The sequence below is a fragment of the Bacillus sp. N5-665 genome, from assembly GCF_022637375.2.
Taxonomy (GTDB): domain Bacteria; phylum Bacillota; class Bacilli; order Bacillales; family Bacillaceae_G; genus Bacillus_A; species Bacillus_A wiedmannii.
In genome coordinates this window covers 201,396-223,186 of the sequence record NZ_CP093324.1, presented here as the reverse complement: position 1 = coordinate 223,186, position 21,791 = coordinate 201,396, and the positions used below count along the sequence as shown (strand labels likewise).

17 protein-coding genes and 4 pseudogenes are annotated in these 21,791 nt (G+C 31.1%); 4 read left to right on the top strand and 17 right to left on the bottom strand.

What is annotated here, in order from left to right:
- Positions 1–13 precede the first annotated feature (13 nt).
- The 3 genes from MNO09_RS01015 to MNO09_RS01005 form a co-directional block, all read right to left on the bottom strand.
- The gene (locus tag MNO09_RS01015) at positions 14–322 is read right to left on the bottom strand and encodes a UDP-N-acetylmuramoylalanyl-D-glutamate--2,6-diaminopimelate ligase (RefSeq protein ID WP_241950002.1); all 309 of its coding nucleotides are present in this window, start codon (positions 320–322) and stop codon (positions 14–16) included.
- Between the two features lie 182 nt (positions 323–504).
- A complete protein-coding gene (gene fghA, locus MNO09_RS01010; protein WP_241950001.1) occupies positions 505–1,338 on the bottom strand; it encodes an S-formylglutathione hydrolase in 834 nt (277 codons plus the stop codon).
- 4 nt (positions 1,339–1,342) lie between these two features.
- The gene (locus tag MNO09_RS01005; RefSeq protein ID WP_241950000.1) at positions 1,343–2,458 is read right to left on the bottom strand and encodes an S-(hydroxymethyl)glutathione dehydrogenase/class III alcohol dehydrogenase; all 1,116 of its coding nucleotides are present in this window, start codon (positions 2,456–2,458) and stop codon (positions 1,343–1,345) included.
- 121 nt (positions 2,459–2,579) lie between these two features.
- Between MNO09_RS01005 and MNO09_RS01000 the strand changes: the two genes are divergently transcribed.
- Positions 2,580–2,942, top strand: coding sequence for a winged helix-turn-helix transcriptional regulator (locus MNO09_RS01000; protein ID WP_000234698.1), 363 nt, complete (start codon positions 2,580–2,582; stop codon positions 2,940–2,942).
- 354 nt (positions 2,943–3,296) lie between these two features.
- Here MNO09_RS01000 and MNO09_RS00995 read toward each other — a convergent pair whose 3' ends face one another.
- The 9 genes and pseudogenes from MNO09_RS00995 to hfq form a co-directional block, all read right to left on the bottom strand.
- Positions 3,297–3,902, bottom strand: coding sequence for a GNAT family N-acetyltransferase (locus MNO09_RS00995; RefSeq protein WP_241949999.1), 606 nt, complete (start codon positions 3,900–3,902; stop codon positions 3,297–3,299).
- A gap of 627 nt (positions 3,903–4,529) precedes the next feature.
- A complete protein-coding gene (locus MNO09_RS00990) occupies positions 4,530–5,045 on the bottom strand; it encodes a hypothetical protein (protein ID WP_070169544.1) in 516 nt (171 codons plus the stop codon).
- A 312-nt stretch (positions 5,046–5,357) separates the two neighbouring features.
- A complete protein-coding gene (locus tag MNO09_RS00985) occupies positions 5,358–5,636 on the bottom strand; it encodes an AbrB/MazE/SpoVT family DNA-binding domain-containing protein (protein ID WP_241949998.1) in 279 nt (92 codons plus the stop codon).
- A gap of 492 nt (positions 5,637–6,128) precedes the next feature.
- A pseudogene (locus MNO09_RS00980) lies at positions 6,129–6,572 on the bottom strand (LysE family translocator); the annotation flags it as partial.
- A 510-nt stretch (positions 6,573–7,082) separates the two neighbouring features.
- Positions 7,083–9,284: a M60 family metallopeptidase gene (locus tag MNO09_RS00975; RefSeq protein WP_241949997.1), complete on the bottom strand. Its 2,202-nt coding sequence runs from the start codon at positions 9,282–9,284 to the stop codon at positions 7,083–7,085.
- 1,615 nt (positions 9,285–10,899) lie between these two features.
- On the bottom strand, positions 10,900–11,574 hold the full coding sequence (locus MNO09_RS00970; protein WP_241949996.1) for a DUF6037 family protein: 675 nt from the start codon (positions 11,572–11,574) through the stop codon (positions 10,900–10,902).
- Positions 11,575–11,612: 38 nt separating this feature from the next.
- The gene (locus MNO09_RS00965) at positions 11,613–12,059 is read right to left on the bottom strand and encodes a hypothetical protein (protein WP_241949995.1); all 447 of its coding nucleotides are present in this window, start codon (positions 12,057–12,059) and stop codon (positions 11,613–11,615) included.
- 442 nt (positions 12,060–12,501) lie between these two features.
- On the bottom strand, positions 12,502–13,044 hold the full coding sequence (locus MNO09_RS00960; RefSeq protein ID WP_241949994.1) for an SEFIR domain-containing protein: 543 nt from the start codon (positions 13,042–13,044) through the stop codon (positions 12,502–12,504).
- A 79-nt stretch (positions 13,045–13,123) separates the two neighbouring features.
- Positions 13,124–13,312 (bottom strand): RNA chaperone Hfq, encoded by a 189-nt coding sequence (hfq, locus tag MNO09_RS00955; RefSeq protein ID WP_241949993.1) that lies wholly within the window; start codon positions 13,310–13,312, stop codon positions 13,124–13,126.
- A gap of 472 nt (positions 13,313–13,784) precedes the next feature.
- On the opposite strand from hfq, the pseudogene MNO09_RS00950 reads away from it, so the two are divergent.
- A pseudogene (locus tag MNO09_RS00950) lies at positions 13,785–14,150 on the top strand (cardiolipin synthase); the annotation flags it as partial.
- Between the two features lie 137 nt (positions 14,151–14,287).
- Here the strand turns inward: MNO09_RS00950 and MNO09_RS00945 are convergent.
- Together MNO09_RS00945 and MNO09_RS00940 are read right to left on the bottom strand one after the other, a co-directional pair.
- Positions 14,288–15,502, bottom strand: coding sequence for an MFS transporter (locus MNO09_RS00945; protein WP_070169562.1), 1,215 nt, complete (start codon positions 15,500–15,502; stop codon positions 14,288–14,290).
- 57 nt (positions 15,503–15,559) lie between these two features.
- Positions 15,560–16,036, bottom strand: a complete 477-nt coding sequence (locus tag MNO09_RS00940; RefSeq protein ID WP_241949992.1) for a MarR family transcriptional regulator — start codon at positions 16,034–16,036, stop codon at positions 15,560–15,562.
- Positions 16,037–16,325: 289 nt separating this feature from the next.
- Here MNO09_RS00940 and MNO09_RS00935 point away from each other — a divergent pair, with 289 nt between their 5' ends.
- Complete coding sequence (locus MNO09_RS00935) at positions 16,326–16,796, top strand: MarR family transcriptional regulator (protein WP_070169561.1); 471 nt, start codon at positions 16,326–16,328, stop codon at positions 16,794–16,796.
- Between the two features lie 124 nt (positions 16,797–16,920).
- Here MNO09_RS00935 and cypX read toward each other — a convergent pair whose 3' ends face one another.
- The 3 genes and pseudogenes from cypX to MNO09_RS00920 form a co-directional block, all read right to left on the bottom strand.
- Positions 16,921–18,141 carry a pulcherriminic acid synthase gene (gene cypX / locus MNO09_RS00930; RefSeq protein ID WP_070169560.1) on the bottom strand — a complete coding sequence of 407 codons (1,221 nt, stop codon included), beginning with the start codon at positions 18,139–18,141 and terminating at the stop codon, positions 16,921–16,923.
- 35 nt (positions 18,142–18,176) lie between these two features.
- Entirely contained in the window at positions 18,177–18,896 is a 720-nt protein-coding gene (locus tag MNO09_RS00925) for a tRNA-dependent cyclodipeptide synthase (RefSeq protein ID WP_070169559.1), read from the bottom strand.
- 428 nt (positions 18,897–19,324) lie between these two features.
- Positions 19,325–20,598 (bottom strand): annotated as a pseudogene (locus tag MNO09_RS00920) (IS4 family transposase).
- A 570-nt stretch (positions 20,599–21,168) separates the two neighbouring features.
- Here MNO09_RS00920 and MNO09_RS00915 point away from each other — a divergent pair.
- A pseudogene (locus MNO09_RS00915) lies at positions 21,169–21,591 on the top strand (IS4 family transposase); the annotation flags it as partial.
- Positions 21,592–21,791 lie beyond the last annotated feature (200 nt).

Genomic DNA, 21,791 nt, shown 5'->3' with positions numbered 1-21,791 from the left:
ATTTTTTTGGAATTCAGCACTTGGATATTAATGGCCAAAGCATTTTATTCTTATCTGCGAAAAGATAAGGGATTTCGCGTATAGCTGCTAAGTAATTAATAATGTCTTGTAATTTTTTAGTATTAGGCTGAATAAATTCTATCTGTACTTCTGCAAAATCTTGCTGAATATATGATTTTGTATCTCTTATCGAAACATATTCAAACTTTTCAGTTGAACTTTCAACTAAGTCAACTTGTCGATTTTCCTTTTCAATCTCATAATGAGATTTTAATAAGGGTGGTTTAACACGGTAATTAAATAACATTTTTTTAATCCACATGGACTCTTCCTCCCAATTTATTTGTTTTTACAAACGATATAATATGACAAAATATAACAATCAAAAGTACCCACATCTCTACATGCGGATACTTTTGTTACTATATTTTGCTGTAAACTTAAATACTTCATATGACATTGGAAGTGGGTATTGTTGTAACCATAATTTGTTGTAAATAAGAATCATCTTAAATACTTCATATGGAAAGAGAAATGCTCATTTAAGAAAGTGGCAATAAAGAAGTAGCTATGATCATATCCCTCCATTTTTTTATAAGTTACTATTTGACTATTTTTTTGAGCATTCTCTAAGAAAATATGCTCTTCCAATTGTTCCGGATAAAACTCGTCTTGACTACCTTGCATAATAAGAATAGGTGGAATAGTATCTTCTTTAATTAATTCTGAAGCATCCCATTCTTTCCAAGAATCTTTGTCTTCACCTAAATAAGAGGTGAAAGCATTTATTCCCCATGGGGCTTGACTAGGGGTTAAGATTGGAGAAAAAGCAGAAACCGCTTTGAATCTCTTAGCATTTTTCAAACCGATCACTAAAGCACCGTGTCCTCCCATTGAATGCCCCATTATGCTTTCTTCACCTGAAAAATTAGGTACTATAGTCGAAGCAATGGATGTTAATTCATCTACTATATACGAATACATTTTATAATGCTGTGCCCAAGGATCCTGGGTAGCATTTAAATAAAAACCTGCCCCTTGTCCAAGATCCCATGCTGCAACATCAGAAACGTATTCTCCACGTGGTGAAGTATCTGGCATAATCACTGCAACTTGATGCTTTTCAGCCAAACATTGAAATCCACTTTTTTGACTAAAATTATCATCTGTACAAGTTAAACCAGATAACCACCATATAAGTGGGATTTTTTTCTTTTCTTTATTTGATGGTAAGTAGATACTAAATTTCATATCACATTGCAAGACTTCTGAATAATGGCTATACTTACGTTGCTCTCCTTCGAAAGAACGATGTTGTTCAATACATTTAAGACTCATTATCTCACTCTCCATAAGTTAAAATCGTACGAATGGATTCACCTTTGTGTAGTAAGTCAAATGCCTCATTGATGTTTTTAAATTCTAAATGATGAGTAATAAATGAATCTAAATCAATTTCACCCTTCATATAATCTTCGACCATTTCTGGAAGCTCAGATCTTCCTTTAACTCCACCAAAGGCTGATCCACGCCATACTCGACCCGTTACTAATTGGAATGGACGAGTATGAATCTCTTTACCAGCACCGGCTACACCGATAATAATACTTTCGCCCCAACCTTTATGACATGCTTCAAGAGCGGACTTCATTACTTCAACATTACCAATACATTCGAAACTATAATCCACGCCTCCATCTGTCATTTCGACTAAAACTTCTTGAATTGGGCGATCATAATCTGCAGGATTCACAAAATCAGTTGCTCCCATTTTTTTGGCTAATTCCCACTTTTCAGGATTTAAATCAACGGCAATAATTCGACTTGCTTTTGCTTGTGCTAATCCTTGAATAACAGCTAATCCAATCGCTCCTAAACCAAATACAGCTGTCACAGCTCCTTCTTCAACTTTCGCGGTGTTGTGTACAGCACCGATACCTGTAGTCACACCACACCCTAATAAGGCAACTTTATCTAACGGAGCGTTTTCGTCGATTTTCGCTAAGTTAATTTCATTAACAACTGTATATTCACTGAATGTACTAGTTCCCATGTAATGGTAAAGTGGCTTTCCATTATAAGAGAAGCGAGTTGTTCCATCAGGCATTAAACCTTTACCTTGTGTTTCTCGTACAGCACTACATAAGTTTGTTTTACCAGAACGACAGAATTTACACTCTCCACATTCAGGTGTATATAGTGGAATAATATGATCACCAGGCTTTACTGAAGTAACTTCATCACCTACTGAAACGACAACACCTGCACCTTCATGACCTAGTACAGCAGGAAATACTCCTTCGGGGTCGTCACCTGATAATGTAAAAGCATCTGTATGACAGACAGAAGTATATAGTATTTTAACTAATACCTCTTTTGCTTTTGGCTCTTCTACATCGATTTCTACGATTTGAAGTGGTTCTCCTGGCTTAAATGCAACAGCAGCTCTACTTTTCAATTGAATCCCTACTTTCTTTTTTTATTGTTTACACCACTAAGATTACACTTTATAATTTTAATTACAATACTGACAAATTCGTCACTATAAACATTTTTTCGCGAGAGGAAGATCAAAAATTATGGTTATTCATTATAAGGACAAGGAATTTTTCACTGGAAAAGATTTAGCTTTATCTGTGATAGGAGGGCGTTGGAAAATAGCAATTATATGGTGTTTGTTACAGCGTTCACCTTTAAGATTAAGTGAAATACAAAAAAAGCTTCCTGATGTGAATCAACGCATGTTAATCAGACAATTAAGAGAGTTAGAAGAAGATAAAATAATTACTAGATGTGTATATCCTATAGTACCTCCAAAGGTTGAGTATGAACTTAGTGAAATAGGTCGTCGACTAGAACACGTAGTAACTGCTATCTGTGATTGGGGAGATGATTTTAATGAATTTGTAGAAATGGACGCTAATAAAGTACCTGTTGAATAAAACTTAATGCAATTTTAAGTAGTTCTATAAAAGTTACGGGGACAATGTATAAAAGCATGTGCATGAATAGTTCAAAAAAGCCACGAAACGCTGGTATGAAGGCGTTTCGTGGCTTTTAAATATTACCAAGCTTATTCATAAAATTTATCGCGCATTATCGTATGTCAATAAATTCATTCTCTAAGTTATATTAGGTTGTACTGTCAGCAAATCAAAAAAATACGTTAAGTATATTTCAACATAAAAATGCTGGCGATACCTTCTATTAAAAAAGACGATTCTTGTATTACGAATATAGGGTAAATAGTATAATAAAACAAAACCAGACCTTATATTTAGAGTTTTTGAGTTTGATTATATATAATCAAACTTTATAATCAAACTTTTTATTTGTATGGGGTAGCACCCCATCGCTATCAAGCTAAGCTTATGCAAAGTCAATTTTAGGCGAGATTGTTTCTTTTTTCTAAGGGGCAAGTTATGTCTTACATCTTTGAATCCTTGCTTTTCATATAAAGTAATAGCGCCGGTATTTTCAGACAGTACATTTAACTCTAAATAATCTAAATTTCGATTTTCAGCCCATTTTTTTGCTTCTAATAACAAAGCGGAACCAATTCCTTGATTTTGATATTTGGTTCCAACAATTATATCAGTAATAAAAGCGTATTTATGTTCAACCAAACACTTATAGGATGGTGTGATTAGTTCTTGAATAAGTAAAAAAACTACTGTACCGTTATCGATTTCAGCTATTAAAATATCCGAATCCTTTTCATTGATTGTCTTCCTGATAAACTCTACATCCTGAATAAGAATAAATTTATGCTTTTCTTGATCTTCATTAATATAATTAAAACCTTCACATGTATTACACCAATATCCTATATCATGCTGATCTAAGTCAAAGTCGCCATCATTTACAGTTCCTTCTGCAAAGCAGAGTTTACATTCTAACAAATCTATTCCTCCAAACACTTTTTATCTGTTAGGACTGATTTTAGCAACTTTCATAAAGTATATCTTATTAAAAAATACCTTATACTAAATATTTTAATATTTACCTCGGAATTTAATGGTAATAAAATACTGTACAATAATACAAAAGGAATCCTTTATTATAAAGGATTCTTTTTGTATTATTCAGCTTACATTCATAGTAATGACTTGGAAATTATGCGAAATTTATATATATAATATAGATTCCCCAAAGAATGTAACTAACTTGTGTTATGATATACATTGTAAATTCGAAACCAGTGAGCTTTCTTTCTCTTTTTATTTTTCGTAAATACAGATAAAAACAAAAAGTAGATAAAAGCATTAAAAATACAGAAACATTATATATATTCTCTATACTAGTAATAACCGATCAACTCCTCACCTGAAAATTAGTTAGTATAGAATAAGCATATCATATGAAAGTTTAACTTACTTCAAATCTACTTTTTTTCAACAGAATATACTTAATATTTTCATATTTAACAGAAAGACTTGTTTAAAAAGATAAAAGAATCTCTTTTGCATCAATAGATTCACAAAAGAGATTCTAATTTTAGTTCATTTACTTATAAGATATCAGGCTTATTATTCATGAGGGTTAGGTGCAATATAAGCTGGAGCTGGCCCGCAAGTTACTGCAAAAGCAAATAACATCGCAGGCTTATATGGTAGCCCAAGCAATGAAAGCATTCCCAATGCTCCCCAGTAATCCTCTTTCTTAAGATACGATTTTATTTGATTAAAATATGATTTACTAATACCTAATGCATCCTGCCAACATCTTTCCCAAACATTACTTGAGTACATATTAGATGGAATATCCTCATCATTCATTACATAAACACCAGCAATAATAGCTGCTTTATCTTCATTGTTATATGAAGATTTCGCTAATTCTTCTTTATTAAGAACATACTTACCTGTTTCTTCATCTTTTACCATTAATACCGAAAATATATATTCTAATTCTTTAACTTGAGCTTCTAACTCTTCAGGTGTAGCCTTATTTTGTTTTCCATCTTGTATAGTTGCAGCTGAAGCGAGAGTTGGAACAAAAACTAGGGTAAGAGCCATTAACATAAACATCAGTTTCTTTAACATAGTGAATTAATCCTCCTAATTTTAATTTTTCTACTTCCCTCAAAACTATAAGTGTATACTATTTATTTTTCAGACCTCTACTTTTCCATCTACCACCCTCTATTTCCAATATTTATAACAATAATAATATAACCAACTATAAATGTATATATTTTACAATCAATCCATCTATTACAATCATTTTAAATTCTATATATTTCTATAAAATCAATTTTTTAGTAACCCGAAAATTTCACTTTAAGTATAGGACGAACATTATATATTAAAAAAACAAAAAAACTAATATGTTCAACATATTAGTTTTTTTGTTTTTTATTTTACTAGATACTGTTCTAATTCCTGAACCAATATCTTAGCGCCCTCAGGGCTTAATGTAATTTTACCCTTTGCTAATGAAATATTTTCATTAGTTACTTCGCCTGTAATAGCACATACACTACCAGGCGCATATTTTTTAAAAATTATATTTTCGTTTTCCACAAATATTTCAATAGGATCCTTCTCTTTAATTCCTAGTGTGCGTCTTAACTCCATAGGAAGTACAATTCTTCCTAATTCATCTACTTTTCTTGTAATACCAGTTGATTTCATATAATCTCTCCCTTACTTCATATATAATATAACTTTCCTACTTATTATTAAGTTTACATATCTTAAATTTCATAATTAGTATAACAGATGTATTTATTATTATCTAAATTGTTTTAGTTCGTTGTATCTTTTAAATATATATGGTGTATCTAGCGAATAATAAACTTATTGAATACCTAAAATAAAAAACTAATATGTTGTATACATATTAGTTTTTTACTTTATAACTGATATTTAAAAATTTATGCACTTTCTTCTTTTCCAAAATTAATATGGTTAGAAATAATAATTAACATGCATACTACTGAAATAAAAACATGTTCTTATTTAATATAATCGATTCACTTCTTTATAAAAAGTTTGGTTATTTTATTGAAGCTTATTCCACAAACGCACCCATTTGTTAACTTTTTTACTGTTTGAAAGCCATACTTTTTATATTGATTCATTTATTGGAAAAATCGAAAGTTTTAAACTCTCTCTATTACAGATTTATTTTTGGAAAAATAGCCTAACTCCAAATACTAATAATACTGTGCCAGTAATACCCTCTATTGTACGTTTCACCTTTTCTTTTCTTAAAAAAGTTCTTAATTGACGTATTAGAGAGATATAAAGTAAATACCATATTGCTGTCAAAGTCGTAAATGTGAGTCCCAACAAAAGAAATTGGAAGAAATGACTTTGATTACTCACAATAAATTGGGGTAGAAAACTAAGGAAAAATACAGCCGTTTTTGGGTTTAAGATTGCCGTAGTAAATCCTTGTCTAAAACTTTTAACCGTTCCAATATCCTTAGAGTTTATTTCCACTGAACCTGACATATCTTCTTTTTTAGAAAAGGCACTTTTAATTGACTTTACAGCTAAATAAATTAAATAAAATGCCCCAGCATATTTTATTAATGTAAATAGTATAGCTTTTTTCCTTAAAATATTAAATATAAAAAGTGTGATCAGGATAGTATCATAAACTTTCAAGGTGTTGTAATTGAATTATAGAGGGCTTCACTTGAATAATGTTCTTCTGTAAATGAGCGTTTTTTAATTACTTTTTCTCGGAACACTCTTAATTTTCTTTTGTTTATCGAGGGTATTAGTATCAACTTGATCAAACATTATCCAAAAACTACATTGATAAAACACACAGCAAAGCTATGCATACATTTTCTTTAGACAATTAGCTAAATATCATTTAAGCTGTAATTTTATAAAAATATAATAGCTGATTTTAAACGTAATTGGAAATAAACGTAAGTCTATCACCTATTTTCACACGCATCTCGGCTATACCCCATATTGATATAAAGGCGTTATCCTTTCCTATGATTTCTCAGAAAGAATAACGCCTTTTTCTTTTTAGGGGGTATTTTGTCTAGTTAGCTTGATAGCGACGTGCTATACTTCTCAATCATTAGAATATCCCCCAGCCATTTGTGTAAACGATTAATATCCCCAAATGTCTACTTCAGCTACTGAAGCAAATCCATTCTGTCCATTCGTTACTTCCATTTTTACATACTTTGCAGTAACTGGGGTAAATGTTGCCGTTTTCTTATCACTATTATTTCCCCATGTTCCTGATGATACTTTGTCATATTTAACGCCATCTACACTCGTATAAATATTGTAGCCTAAAATGCGGCCGTTCTCTGACCCGTCTTGTCTTGGGAGATAGTCCACTTTTGAAATTGTTTGATTTTTATCAAGTTCCAATGTTAAATTGTATGGATATTGATTTGGTGTCCAACTGCTATGCCAAAGTGTATCAGGTTTTCCATCGATTGCCTTACTCGCTGAACCACCGGATTCCTCACTATTTGCACTTGCTTTCATCGTATTTTTAGGCAATACGTATGGTTTAACAGATGGAGAATCAGTTAGAATATCTACTTCAGCTGCTGAGGCAAATCCATTCTGTCCATTCGTTACTTCTACTTTTACATATTTTGCAGTAATAGGATCAAATGTTGCGTTTTTCTTATCACTATTATTTTCCCATGTTCCTGATGATATTTTGTCATACTTAACGCCATCTACACTCGAATAAATATTGTAAGCTAAAATACGGCCATTTTCTGACCCATCTTGCCTTGGAAGATATGCCAATTTTGAAATGGTGCGTGTATCACCAAGTTCTAGTGTCAAATTGTAAGGATATTGATTTGGTGTCCAACTACTATGCCAAAATGTATCTGTTTTTCCATCTATCGCCTTACCAGCTGAACCTGTTGATTCCTCACTATTTGCACTTGCCTTCATTATTTTTTTAGACAATACAGCAAGTGGTTTTACAGGTTTAGCATCCGTCGCTTCCCATATAGATGCAATTAATGTTGGGTTATTTAAAGCTTCTACTTTTTGTCTCGTTTCTTGGGTTGCCTTTAATCCCCACTGATCAAAAAACGGAAGTAAATTTTGTTTTGCTATTTTCGATGTATTGTAAATAAATGCCTGTATTTTATCTTCGTCTGTTTTGGGAAGTTGATCCTCTGGTATCTCACGATATAATTTGTGAAGATTTGGATAAAAATCATCCCCATATGCCAAATGAAGCTGCCAAAGCATAACAAGTTTTACAAACAGGTCGTCAATATTTTTATATTCTTTATTCGTTTGTTTTAAATACGCAAAAGCTCTATTATAATCTCCCTCTGTATCTAAACGTGTTGGTTTATTTGGGTATATTTTCTTGAATGCAGCTAAAGAATATAGATTATTAGTTACTTCACCCATACCTCTTAAATCATTCCACGTCCATGGATATTGTTGTCGTGCATGTCCTGCTTCATGCATTTGTCCCCATCCAAACTCATTGACATTTAAAGTACTTTTGATAGCTTCACCAGCAGTAGTAAATACGGCTCCATCCCAACTTGCATACATGCCCCAACTTTGTGCGTTAGGGTTTTCTACAAAGGCCCAAATACGACGAGTTGAACGATGTAAAGGATTAGGATCTGTTTCAGATAGCCCCGATATCTTGTCTTGCGCTCGAATCATTTCATCATATTTATTTAATAGTGGCACAGGATCTTGATTTACAATATATTTATTGGCACTATCACGAGTTACAGTTAGTACTGCTCGTTCTGATTTCAATTGTACCGCATGTGCATCTGGATATTTGTTCATCATGGCGATCCAGTCTTCTTTCGTGTGTTTCCCTAATTCAAAGAATGGAATAGGACTACCACCTTGTGTTACCTGCACCTTAACTGTTCCTGTACCTTGATAATTATCAAATCCTAATACGCCGCCGTTTGGAGAAGAGATGGTATTAGAGCCAGGAGAAAGATCAATTTCTTTTCCCCATTCTTTATCATATTGATGTGTCCCAATAATGGCTCTAATCTTTTGCGTTCCTGATACTGTAATAGTAACCTGTTCATTAGGTTTTACATAAATTCCTGTTGGCATATAATTTTTTTGTTCACCTCTTTTTTCTCTTTTTGCTTCATCCCAAAAACTTCCTGTACCTAGAAGGTCGAACTCTCTTTGTTCAAATTGAGTTACAGTTTGTGTAGTTTCAGCATGTACATCTAAATTGTTTGTCATAATAGGTGCAAATAACGTGGTTGCTAAAATAGCGGATGTCGCAAACACCTTTATTATTTTTTGTAATCTACCATTTTCCCTTCTGTTCATATAAATCATTCCTTTCGTTCAAATTCGTTATTACTTACATACGAAATATCAGTTTTCTCACTAATGCCAAAAGTGGATTTATTAAATGCGCACTTATTTTAAGCAATGTTGATTATATTTTTGGATGAGTACAAAAAAAGCATAGTAACACTTCAAATTCTTTTCCTAATTAATCTAGAAACACATTACCTTCATTGGTTTCTTAAATCACTCCTCTAAGTAAGAATTTAAGATAAATGTCCTATCTCAAAGCACCTTTCCTAATTTTAGGATTACGCGTTAAGTATAATTCAAAAATAAAGTTATACAATTGAGAAAAATAAAAAATGTTAAAAATTCACTCAAAAATAAGGTGTTATATGGGGATAAATTTAATAGATATATATGATGTTAAAAAATATTTTAAATAGAGTATTTTAAATTCATAAAAGTAAAAAAGATTACGAAATTCTATTTTTTATAGATATGGCGGGTCAATATACGAATCTTCACCGTACTTCTTAGACGAATGAAGGGGTTTTATCAAAAAACAAAAATCCGATTTTAAATTATATTAGAAATAAAAGTAAGTCTGTAACCTATTTTTACACATATCTCGGCTGTACCCCAGGATAGTTCATTTCCATTCAGGAAATCTCCACTTTGGTGTCTTCATATAAAGAAGTACCCACTTTCTTGTCACGATATGCGGACAAAAAAGTGGGTACTAAATGAACTACATTTGTTGGTAATTCAACATTTTACGCTAGAAAATTAGTTCCTACTTTCATGTCTTTCTACAGTTGTACAAGGACGTGAAACTCCAAACTAAAATTTTATATAGTTATTTCCAATTATAAAGCATAAGGATATCCACACACACCGTCATTAGTTTTTTAATATTTGAAATACAAATTAATGTGTAATTTCTATATAAAAAAGAAAAAAGCACCTATTTTTATAGATGCTTTATTGTATTTGATTGATTGTGTATCTAGTCGTAATTACGATTGCCCCTAAAAACAATATACCAACTATTACTTCACCTGGTGTTGTCCAATTAAACATACTCTTCACCTCCTCGCTCTAATAATCAGGAGGAAAGATTACAAACATTTTAAAATCACATTATATTAATTTTTCTTTTTCATTTATATTTGTTACAAAGAAAAATGTTAGTTCTTTATATTTAAAGAAACCTAACTACAGATCTTTGGAGAACCTATTTTAAAAATGAACTAATTTATCTTAGAAAAGTACATCTTAATTTTCAAATCCATTCAATGTATACAATATAAATTTTGTCGGTAAGCCTTTGTAGTTATAAAGTTTAGAATTTCATGTCCCAAAATCAAAAAGTATAGACTTTCATGTCTCTTTTCTGGGACATGAAAGTACCTACTAAATTCATAAAAATGGCTACTTCCCCCTTTATAAAACATATAATTTCAGTTATTTTTATCCATCTACTTTTCAATCCCTTTATTTTCAATGGTTTTAATGTAAACTTTTTCGAATTGCCATAATAAAAAAGATTTATATATCCTTTCTAAATTAGACTCAAATCAAGTAGATCTATATCTCGATGATGATAAATTGGGGGAATATCTCAATTTATCGCAAACACAAATAAAACTTATAAATCGTTTATTTTATTATCCATTTCTTTTATTTCTTTATTAATATCTTTTGGCATAGTGGTAAAGCATACTGATATATTTCTATTTCCAATAATTTTGTTAGCATGAGGCAAGAGTTTTTGTGTTTTCGCATAATTTTCTAGGCTGCGTTTCTCCCCTCTTTTATCATTATCCCTAAAACTGAGAAAATAAATTTTTTCATGTTCATTATCCTGACTTGTAGGGTATGAGTATGAGCAAACCCTTCTATCTAGGTTGTCTTGACTAGCTTTTGTTGGTATAGCAGCATTTAAGGCTTTAAAAAAGTGCCATGGATGAAAATTCCCATGTTTCGATTGATCAATTTCTAGAAAAATCTTAAGTTTATTGTACAAATTATTATCAAGTTCTATCGGTAATTCAAATGATTCAAATTGCTTCGTTTTTTTATGTTTTAGTGGTAATTCTATATACTCTCTGGTTCCTTTTTTAAATAATCCTAATACATATTCTTTGTCTGAAGATTCATTGTACTTTTTTTTCTTTAAATCTATGTAATCATATTTAAATATAGCGCATATTTGCAGATTATTTTTGTACTGAATTCCATTTATAACTTGGTAATCAAGCTGCTGTTTTAACATTGAATGTGACAATGAAAAAAGTCTTGTTAGGTTAATTGTTTTTGACATATAATAGTCCCCTTTAATTACTTACATTTCACATTTTGTTAGTATATTGCTATTTCACTTGGAAGTAAATTATATAGTGATGGAACACTTGATCTATATTCTTCAGCTGATACTCTTTTTACACTTTCTAATTGTCCTACACTCTTAACCCCTAACAAGTTTTTTATTTCATCAAAGTGCTCTCTTGATTTTAATCTTTGAAGTATAGGTAATATAGGGTCTGAGAATTGGAAATAAGCATATGTTACAGGATACCAACGTTTACTATATTCTTGCTTCTTTCCTAATAATCGTTGAATATCTTTTATGCAATACAACATACAGTCCGCTTCTATTAGATTCTCCCATGAATATCCGGAGGAAATAGATTGCTCCTTAATTAAATCAGCGTGTACACTTGTACGGTTTAATTGTAATCTTCTATTTCGGGTGTCTACTAGGCTATGTAAATAAAAATAGAAGAATCCATAACTTCCATCTTGCATTTCATTATAATTCAGATATTCTACAAAATATCTATGCTTACAAATTTCATTGAGTTTCTCATACATTTTTCTGCAAATTAATATTGTTGTAGTATATAGAAATAGCGCATGAATAAAATATCTATAATGTTCAAATTGAACGGGTCCTGTTGTTCCATATGGACCAGAATAAGCATACAGGGTTTCAAAAAATCGATCAGCGTTTTAGTATCAAATAATGTATGATTACTACATAATAACTCAATGAATTTAATATAGTTATTTCTCAAGGGAATCATTTCATGAATTAGGTTATAAATTTGCTCATCATATGGTTCGGATAATTCCATAATTCTATATTCTTCTAAATCCTCTAAAAAAGCTCTTTTATAGTCATAAGACAAGGATGCTATTCTTCCAGGTCGGTGAATAATAGCATCCTGCATAGAGGATAAAATTCCATCTACCCTAAATCTCGTTTTTTTTCCTCAAATAAATAGCTTGGAGCCGTTCCTAATTCTGGTTTTCGTAATAATGGTTTGTTATACAATAAGCGAAGTAATTCTTCAAAACCCTTTTCAAAATCTCGATCTAAATCCATATATATTAAAACGTTCATATGAACAGGAATATACTCCGTATCTAATTCTTCTCTTTCTAAAATAATAGGAATAAACTTTTCTTGTCGCACTTGGTTATATATGTGTGGTCCTATTATTTGTGTTTCTGTACCGACTCCACCGGTATAAGCAGCAGCTTTATCAGCGTATATTTTATTGCATAAGACTAATACTTTATCAATCGTAGGATCTGTTACCATACTTTCCATAAAAGCAAACAGACTATTACCAGGATTTAAATCCCAAAAATCTGCCACAACATCAATACCATTTTCCCTTAGACGCTGTGCAAATCTGATGACTTTCTCTTGGTATTCCTGAGATGTCCAAGCATATGATATGAATATTTTTGGTGGTCTTGAACCAGAGTTTAACTTATTTTCCATATGGGTATCCACTCCTTTAGTTAGTGCAATTTACGGGTAATTCTCATCTTGTTATTTAAAATTTTTTAGCTATCAAAAATTACTTAGTAATAGTGGAAATGGCTTGTTTGTAAATTAATTGTTGTATATTATGAACCATTACAAGAACAGAGTATGTATCCATTGAAAGTATTTGTCCTCGTATCGGAACACCACTTTTCAAAAATATAGTAACCGTTCTTTTTGTATCTATTATTTCTGTATACATATCTTCCTGTATCATTCTCATATATCTCCCTCCCTCTTTAAATCGTACCATATTTCAGGTATTGATATTATTGGAATACAGTCATCATTAATTAAAAATTTATAAATTTTTACAAAATATTTAATATGTTGGTATTTAAAAGCCCTCCTAATTGTAGGAGGGCTTTTATCTCTCATATAAGTGAATCTGATTTTATGATTTTTAAAATGAATGTCGTATGTAATACCTCTATAATGCAGACTGATTAGAGCATACTCTGATTTATTTACACTTGATTTTTATACTAGTGCATACAATTAAAATCAAAACATTTCATGAGCATTTTATTATTATTGGCTAAGTAGTTTAGAGTTTATTGTCCTATGTTCAAAAGGTTTAGACTTTCATGTCCCGTTATTGAGACAAGAAAATACCTACAAAATTTATGATAATGGCTATTTATCAACGATTGTTCATGAGATTTGAGTTTAGACTTTTATGTCTTCCTACAGCTGTTGCACCAGATGGCACAGTTACAAAAAAAGCTACTAAGGTAACTACTAAAGATGTTCAAAATAAGGATCCTTTATATATCGAACCTAAAGTTAATAAAAAATATATGATGTTTTTGAAAAAGAATCAATTATTTGGAAACTACTACGGATCAATTGAACCATTCGCCATTATCTTTGCTGAAAATAACAAAGCAGATTTTCAGACAAACATAGAAACTATTAATGAAAATAAGATGTCTTCTAAGGCACAAATTGTCGGAAAAACAATTGTATTAAAAAATGAAAGACATGAAACTATTACTGACAATATTAGCAGTAAGAACCTTGATGAATTAAAAGAACAAGTAAAACAAAAAAACAATTAATAATTATAACTTATAATTATTTCTCCTAATTCATAAGATGATTAAAATTAATTTATAACAGTTATTACAGATTAAAGAAAGATCAACTGGAACTACCAACTACCCCACTTTCTATGCTGGAATCTTAAATGTTTTTCTTATTTTAGAGTTTCTTCTTTTGTCACAATTTTAATAAATCTCTTCTTAATTCGAATAAGCATACCAAAAGTGAGGAAGATAAAAAACCCTCCAAATATAACAAATACAAATGTAGGTTGGAAATATGTTAATAATACCCCCGAAACAATTGGTCCTACTGCCATTCCCATATATCTAATAAAGTTAAACATTCCCATCGCGCTTCCTCTATTATGTTCAAATTCATTTGCAATCATAGTAGCAAATAAAGGAGTGAGGATACCAATTGATATTCCGTGGAGAATTAAAGCAATTGTTACGCCAATTAAAGTATTCGAGTGTGTCACAGCAAATAATATAGCGCTCAAAGATAAGACTACATTTCCAGTTATAAAAAGTTTAGTTATTGAAATTTTAGATTGAATAGTTTTAAAAGTCATGCTGCCAATTATTAAACTTATTGCCATCGGTAAGTAAAGTAAACCTACTATCTGTAAACTTAATTGGTAATAATCTGTTAATAAAATTGGTAAGTAAACGATGAAAGAAAAATAGAGAAAAAATGCAAAGAAACTTAATATTAATATAGAACTTCCCACTTTACTTTTAAATATAGAAGCATAGTGCGATAGTAAAGTTCTAACATTCAAAGCTTTATTGCTCTCCACCTGATCTTTCGGAAAATATAACCAATTAATAATAAACAGAACTAAAGATACTGCTACAAGTAGCCAAAAAACACCCGGATAGTTATATTTTCCGCCAATAAAACCTCCTAGTACAGGTGCAACAGCAGGCGCAATAGATAACATTGTTTGATATGTACCCATTGCACTTCCTCGTTGTTCTCCTTGAAATATAGAGCCAATTGTAGTTGCCGCAATAAGTGGTATTGCAGCTGTTCCTATAGCCTGTAAAATTCTACAAATTAAAAACACTGTAAAGTTACTTGTAATCGCACAACCAATACTCGCTATAATTGTTAAAATAATACTAGGAATAAGAATAGTCCTAGCCCCTTTAAAATCAATTATAGAACCAAAAACAATTTGCATAATTGCCGTAATAAAAATAAATATTGAGACTGAAAGATTAACCATTGTTATAGAAACATGAAATGAATCTCGAATTATTGGGATTATTGGAGAGTAAATATTTTGGTTTAAAGAAGCGAAAAAAGCACTAATACACAACAAATATAAAAGAAAAGAAGTACTTGATTTAACTCGATTCATACTATCCCTCCTAAAAGATTATTAATAATCAGCTAACTAATTTAAGGTGAAATAACTTTATTTCCCCAAGATTCTTTCGTTTGTATTCTGTAAAAATTTTAATATTGCATTTTGTTCTATTTCGGAAAATGAATCGACAAACTGATAAAATTCATTCTCTTTCTGATCATGGATTTTCTGATGCAATTCACAAAGTGATTGTCCTGCTGGAGTTAGTTCATAATATACCTCCTTCTTATTATCAATCGACTGGAAACGAGTGATTAAATTTTCTCTTATTAATTTGGTATTAATTTTTGTGATATTCGCTTTAGATAAATTCATTTTCCTTGCAATTGTAATATTATTTATTGGTTGGTTTTCACCAATACAGGCTATTACGTGTATACTTGTCATATTTGTCGGTACATGTTCTATTTGTTCCATTTTAGCCTGCTTAAAAAAAGTCTCAACGTCCTTATCTGCCTTTTGTTCATTAAGATGTAATAAATGTAAATAATTATCGTAGATTTTCTGTTTTATGCCCTTATTCATTTAAATACTTCTACCCTTCTTTATCTTTTTTGTTTACCGGTAAACTATTTTGATTTTATATCTTCACCTAACAATTGTCAATTGCAAAATTAGAATTTATCTTATTACATAAGCATTTTAACTGTATACCCTTTTCATAAACAAACTTAATAAAGTTCTATTATTTTATAAAAGTTATTTTTAATGCATACAAGTCACTTTTTAAAATTCTTGACCGGATTATTGTTTACTGGTAAACTTTATATATAGTTAACCGGTAAACAATAATCCTAGATAGGGGGAATTTATAATGATAAATATTGTCCATGAACAAACCTTAAAAGCTATTGAAGATTTTGTCATAACAAGAGAAAAGAAAAAATATGCATCTCAAGAAATGATAAAAGAATTAGTTAGTGAATCTGAGAACATAAATAAAAATTGGACTCTGACGCAACTACATATAGTTTCGGTAATTCATGAGAATAAACAACAAATGAATAACACTCTATTATCTATGGAATTAAATATTTCTAAAGCAACTATTTCTAAAGCTATTCGCGTTCTTATAGATGATAAAATTTTATTACCGCATCAAAATGCAGATAATAAAAAGGAAATCTTTTATACTTTAACTGATAAAGGAATTCAGTTAGCTATTGTTCATAAGAGGTTACACAAAATTGCACATGAACGTTACAATGAGTTATTCCAACAATTTAATGATTCCGAGTTACAAGTTGTAACTAATTTTTTAGAAGCTTGGAAAAAATGTATTTAATGCTTTGTTATTTCAGCTTAAAAAGTATATATGTTTAACCTTTCCATAAAAATAGAAAAACTAAGGGGCTTTTAGCCCCTTAGCAAAAATCGGATTTTATTAACAATCAAAATAGCAATGATTTTTAAACTAACTTATCAAAAAGAATAGGCATAGAAATAGGTCCACGTGTATAAAGTCCTTTTTCAACATATTGAAAATCTTCTTCCAATTTAATGTTTTTCATATTATCTAAGACTACATTTACAACTATTTCAATTTCTGATTTTGCAAACGCTGCCCCTACGCAATTATGAATACCTGATCCAAATGCAAGATGTCTTGCAGCACCACTAAATGCCTTTTTAATATCAAGATCTGGACGATAAATGTTGAATTCATCAGGTCTTTCAAATGCATTAGGATCACGATTCGCCGCTCCAATCATACAGAATACAGTAGTTCCTTTTGATAATTGGATACCACTTATTTCCGTGTCTTTTGCTAATTGACGAGGAATCAATTGCACTGGTGGATTATAACGTAAAGTTTCAGCAATAGCCAAGGGTACTAATGAACGATCATTTAATACATCTTGCAATTGTTTCGGTTGGTTAATTAAATTATAGATTAATAAAGCAAGAGTCTTATCACCAGGTTCTGTTGCAGCTAATAGTATATTTAAAATTAATGCTAGAATATCAGTATCAGTCATAGCTATGCCTTCATATTTAGCACTGCATAATTTAGAAATTAAATCTTCCTGCGGGTTTAACCGCCGCTCTTTAATAATCGGTTCTAAATAATTAGCTAACTGTTCACTACACCAGAGAGAATGTTTTCTTGCCTCCGGTGGTTGATTTATACTGGTAATAAATTCAGCTACACCGCTATGCCATTCACCTATCTTCTTATGATCTTTCTTATCTAATCCAATCATATCCATTGTTACATAAACAGCAAATGTTCTGCCAAAATCATTAATTAAATCTATCTTTCCATTTGGAAGGTTTGGAGATAGTAAATCTTCTGCATTCTTTTTAATTAAGGGCATTAATTTTTTTAAAGCATCTCCCATAAAACTTCTTAAAACAATTTTTCTTTTAGCTACATGCTCTTTTCCACGCATTTGTGCTAATACTGGCCCACGCATTACTGGTTCAGCACGTTCAGCTAATGATTTTGTTGTAAATGTATCAGTATCATTTAATATATTACGAACATCTTGATATCTGCTAATAAAATAACTATCAATCTCAGGTTCATAATGCACTGGGTCATTCTGACGTAGGTATGAAAAATACTTATATGGATTTTCTTGAAATTCTTCTGATAATATATTTACCGTTTGCACTGTATTTGACATATTACTTCCCCCTTGTATTGGATACTTAATATTTATTAAGATAAATCTTCCGTTTCTTGAACCATCAAATATCCTTGATTTGGTTTCATCTTGATAGAAAAATCATTTCTAACTATCTGTTCACCAAGTTCCCATGGTTTATGATAAATAAGTACAGTTTCTTGAGTTCCCAAAATTTCAGCTCCTCCAATGAAAAATGGAAGTTCTGCAATGACATATTCTACTGCAATATTTAGCATGTCATTTGAAATTTGATCAATATCTATATTGGTACCCCTTGCCCTACCTAGAATGGCAGCGTGTGACATTTCTAAACAAGCATTTCGAAAATGAGTTTCGTTTACAAAGGTATGTTCCGCTTCTGCTCTCATGCTGTTATATGCATAATTATCACTAAAATCAGAAAAAGTATGGATAGCATTTACATTACCCCCATGCTCTTTTAGTGCTTTTTCAGCTGATCTTCTATTTCGTGATACTTCTTTTCTAACCTTTCTTTCCGCCTTACCTTTTGGGGTTCCTAAAGCCTCAAGTAAATTTGCAGCTTCTTTTCCAGCTAATAAAACACTGACATCATCAAAAGTATGTAATGCCCATTCAATCAGTCTATTAATATATTCGTCTGAAAATCTACTATTAAACGGACTAATACCTATTAATGCATGGTTACTACGTTTAAATATCTCAGCACAATTAGTAGATAAGGGGTGAGAACTAAACTTTTGAACCTTTCTTACCGCTATAGCATTTGTCATACAATCATCCCTTTTAATAATTTTATCAATATAAACCGTTTTATTGATTTTAAATAACTAATAATATATCAAACTACATACAATAGAGATAGAATATCTTGATGTTATATAAGATTAATAAAAATGATACTAATCAAAAATCCCACTTAATGTTCACCGGTGAACAAAACCAATTCTATATCGTCACTGTTGCTTTGTCAATATATGTTATTCGGAAAAAATAGATAAAACGAAAATTTCTAATTTTCGTACATAATTATGTACGAATTTGAAATTTATACTGTATGCTGGGGTATTGCCACACATCCATCAACTTAAGGTATATTTTTATACAAAATGTGGTCTTTCCATATAGTTTTTTATTATCTGTTATAGATTTTATAAAAGTGGGTATATCAAATAAACCCTGACGGGATTTAATCTTTTTACTATGCTACCTGATGAGTAGAAGTTGTATACTCATATACAACACCCAAAATATCAAAGACTGTCTTTTTCTCATATCGATGAGATTTTCGTCCGTTGTGCTGTAGGAAGTTAAACAGACGAAGGAGAACCTTTGATAATTCTTGGGTGTTTTTGTGTAATGCTTGGTAAAAAAGTAAAAAATAATCCTTAATTATGTACATCGCTTTATATTCACTTAGCTCTTTCTGTTTCTTACGCAACAGGAGTTCTCGCATTTTAAACATAGTAGAAGAACATGATAGAATACTAATGAGTTGTCCATAAAGTATACCGTAATACCTTGTAAAAGTTTTGTACGCTCTGTATATGTAATTCCTTTTTTCTTTTCGCGAATAGCTCGATCACGTAGGCGTTTATGTTTTTGTTCCTCGGTACATCTATAAACCACAATGCGAGTAGGCAGTTTGTCTTTACTCCCTACATATACATCATGTAATTCATACACTTGGCCAGGTTGTAATTGTTTCATGAAGTCTTCCAAATGAATTTGTATATATACCGGTCTCAATTAAGCGGGTTTTGTTTTAAATACGACTGTTTCGAATTCTTTTCTATATATTTTAGTTGGTAACTTAAGACGTGATAAATAATATCCTTGCTTATCTTGAATAGACTTAAAGTCTTGTAGACGAAAATATCCTAAGTCACTGATATACAGTTCATTCTTTTGTGCCATGCCTGTTCGAGTCGCACTATATGCCTGATCACTTCATTTTCCTGGTTCAATTTCCACATCAGAAAATTTTTCACTCAACAAGTCATACTCTAATTGAATTTTCACACCAGCTGTATGACTACATCCTCCGGCACCAGGATAAGTAGTGAATCGATCTGTAACTTGGAAGGTTGTAGAATCAAGGACGAGAATCCGTTCAAAATAAGAAGAAAGAAAATGAGAAATCTTAGATACTCCTCCAATTTTAGCTTGTAGAAGTGTAGTAAATACAGTGCGAAAGAAGGTTACAGAAGCCGAATTAAATCGTCGATTAAGTCCCTCTGGACTTAATAAAATTCCTGTTGAAGTTTCTAATTGACTACAAAGTTGAGTAAGAGAGATAGTAGCGATTTGTTGATTTAACCATACACACAAAGATAAGAAATGGTGCCCATGGCACTTACGTTTTCGTTTCATCCCGCCTGATTCTATAGCTAATTGATTAAGTGTAGCGGGAGACATATATTGATATAGCTCTTCGGCAAATAAAGATAACTCTTGTTTTTGGTGCATATTCATAAAAAGCACGTCACCCTTTCTCATTAACATAAGAAAATAATAACGTGCTTTTAAATTCAAAAATAGTCTAAATCCTTAAGTTGATGGATGTGTGGTGCTACCCCATCGCCATCAAGCTAAGTTTTTGATATACCCCCTAAATAAAATTTTTCTTTTTTTACAGGTAATTTCTTTGAAAGGTCAGCTTATTTTTTTTAGTTAATGAGATATGTGGTGGTATCTTGCTATTTAGATATGCAATTAGGCATTTTCTATTTACTTTAATTTCTTCTATGATAATATATAATCTATATATTTTTATATTAAATAAAGAGTGGGAATGATTAATGAAGAAACAGTCTCAATATATGTATCATTTAATTATTAGCATACTATCACTTTTAGCTATACCATTTTTGCTTTTTGGAAACTATAAAAGTACTATTTTTAAGTACTCATTTATCTTTATATGTTTAATTAATATGATAATAAATTTCCTTTCTTATTATAAAAAAAGAAATAATTAGTTCTCCATAAAATTAAAAAACACGCTATTCTTTCTTTAAATCATAGGAAAGGATGGCGTGTTATATGTCTGTTTCTGTGTCTGACGAATTACAACTATTTGCTCAAGAGATTCAAAGTTTTTTATCTCCAAATACCTTACGGAATCTTGCCAGAGATGTTGGTTTTGTGCAACGAACCAGTAAGTACCAAGCAAAAGATTTAGTAGCTTTATGTGTACGGGTGAGCCAGAATGTAGCTATGACTTCTTTAACTCAGTTATCTAGCTGTTTAGAAGCATCAACAGCAGTACTCATCAGTCCTGAGGGACTGAATCAGCGGTTTAATAAGGCGGCCGTCCAACTTTTACAACACCTACTAGCCGAACTACTAAGCAAAAAATTGGTCGCATCTATGCCGATTTCTTCTCCATACACTTCTGTTTTCAAGCGTATTCGTATTTTAGATTCAACTGCATTTCAAATCCCTGATGTATTTTCATTTTATTATTAATAATTACGGTACATGAAATTATTAATAATAAAATGAAAAAAGCTCCCCTGAAAGGAGCTCCTTACATTACAAAACACTTAAGAAATCCTTCTAATAACAGCTATACTTAGGATTTGGATTTGGATTATGGTTATAACTCATCCACCCCTGTTTGTTACGATAAATCATTGGTCGAAGACTATTCTTTTTCTGTGTAT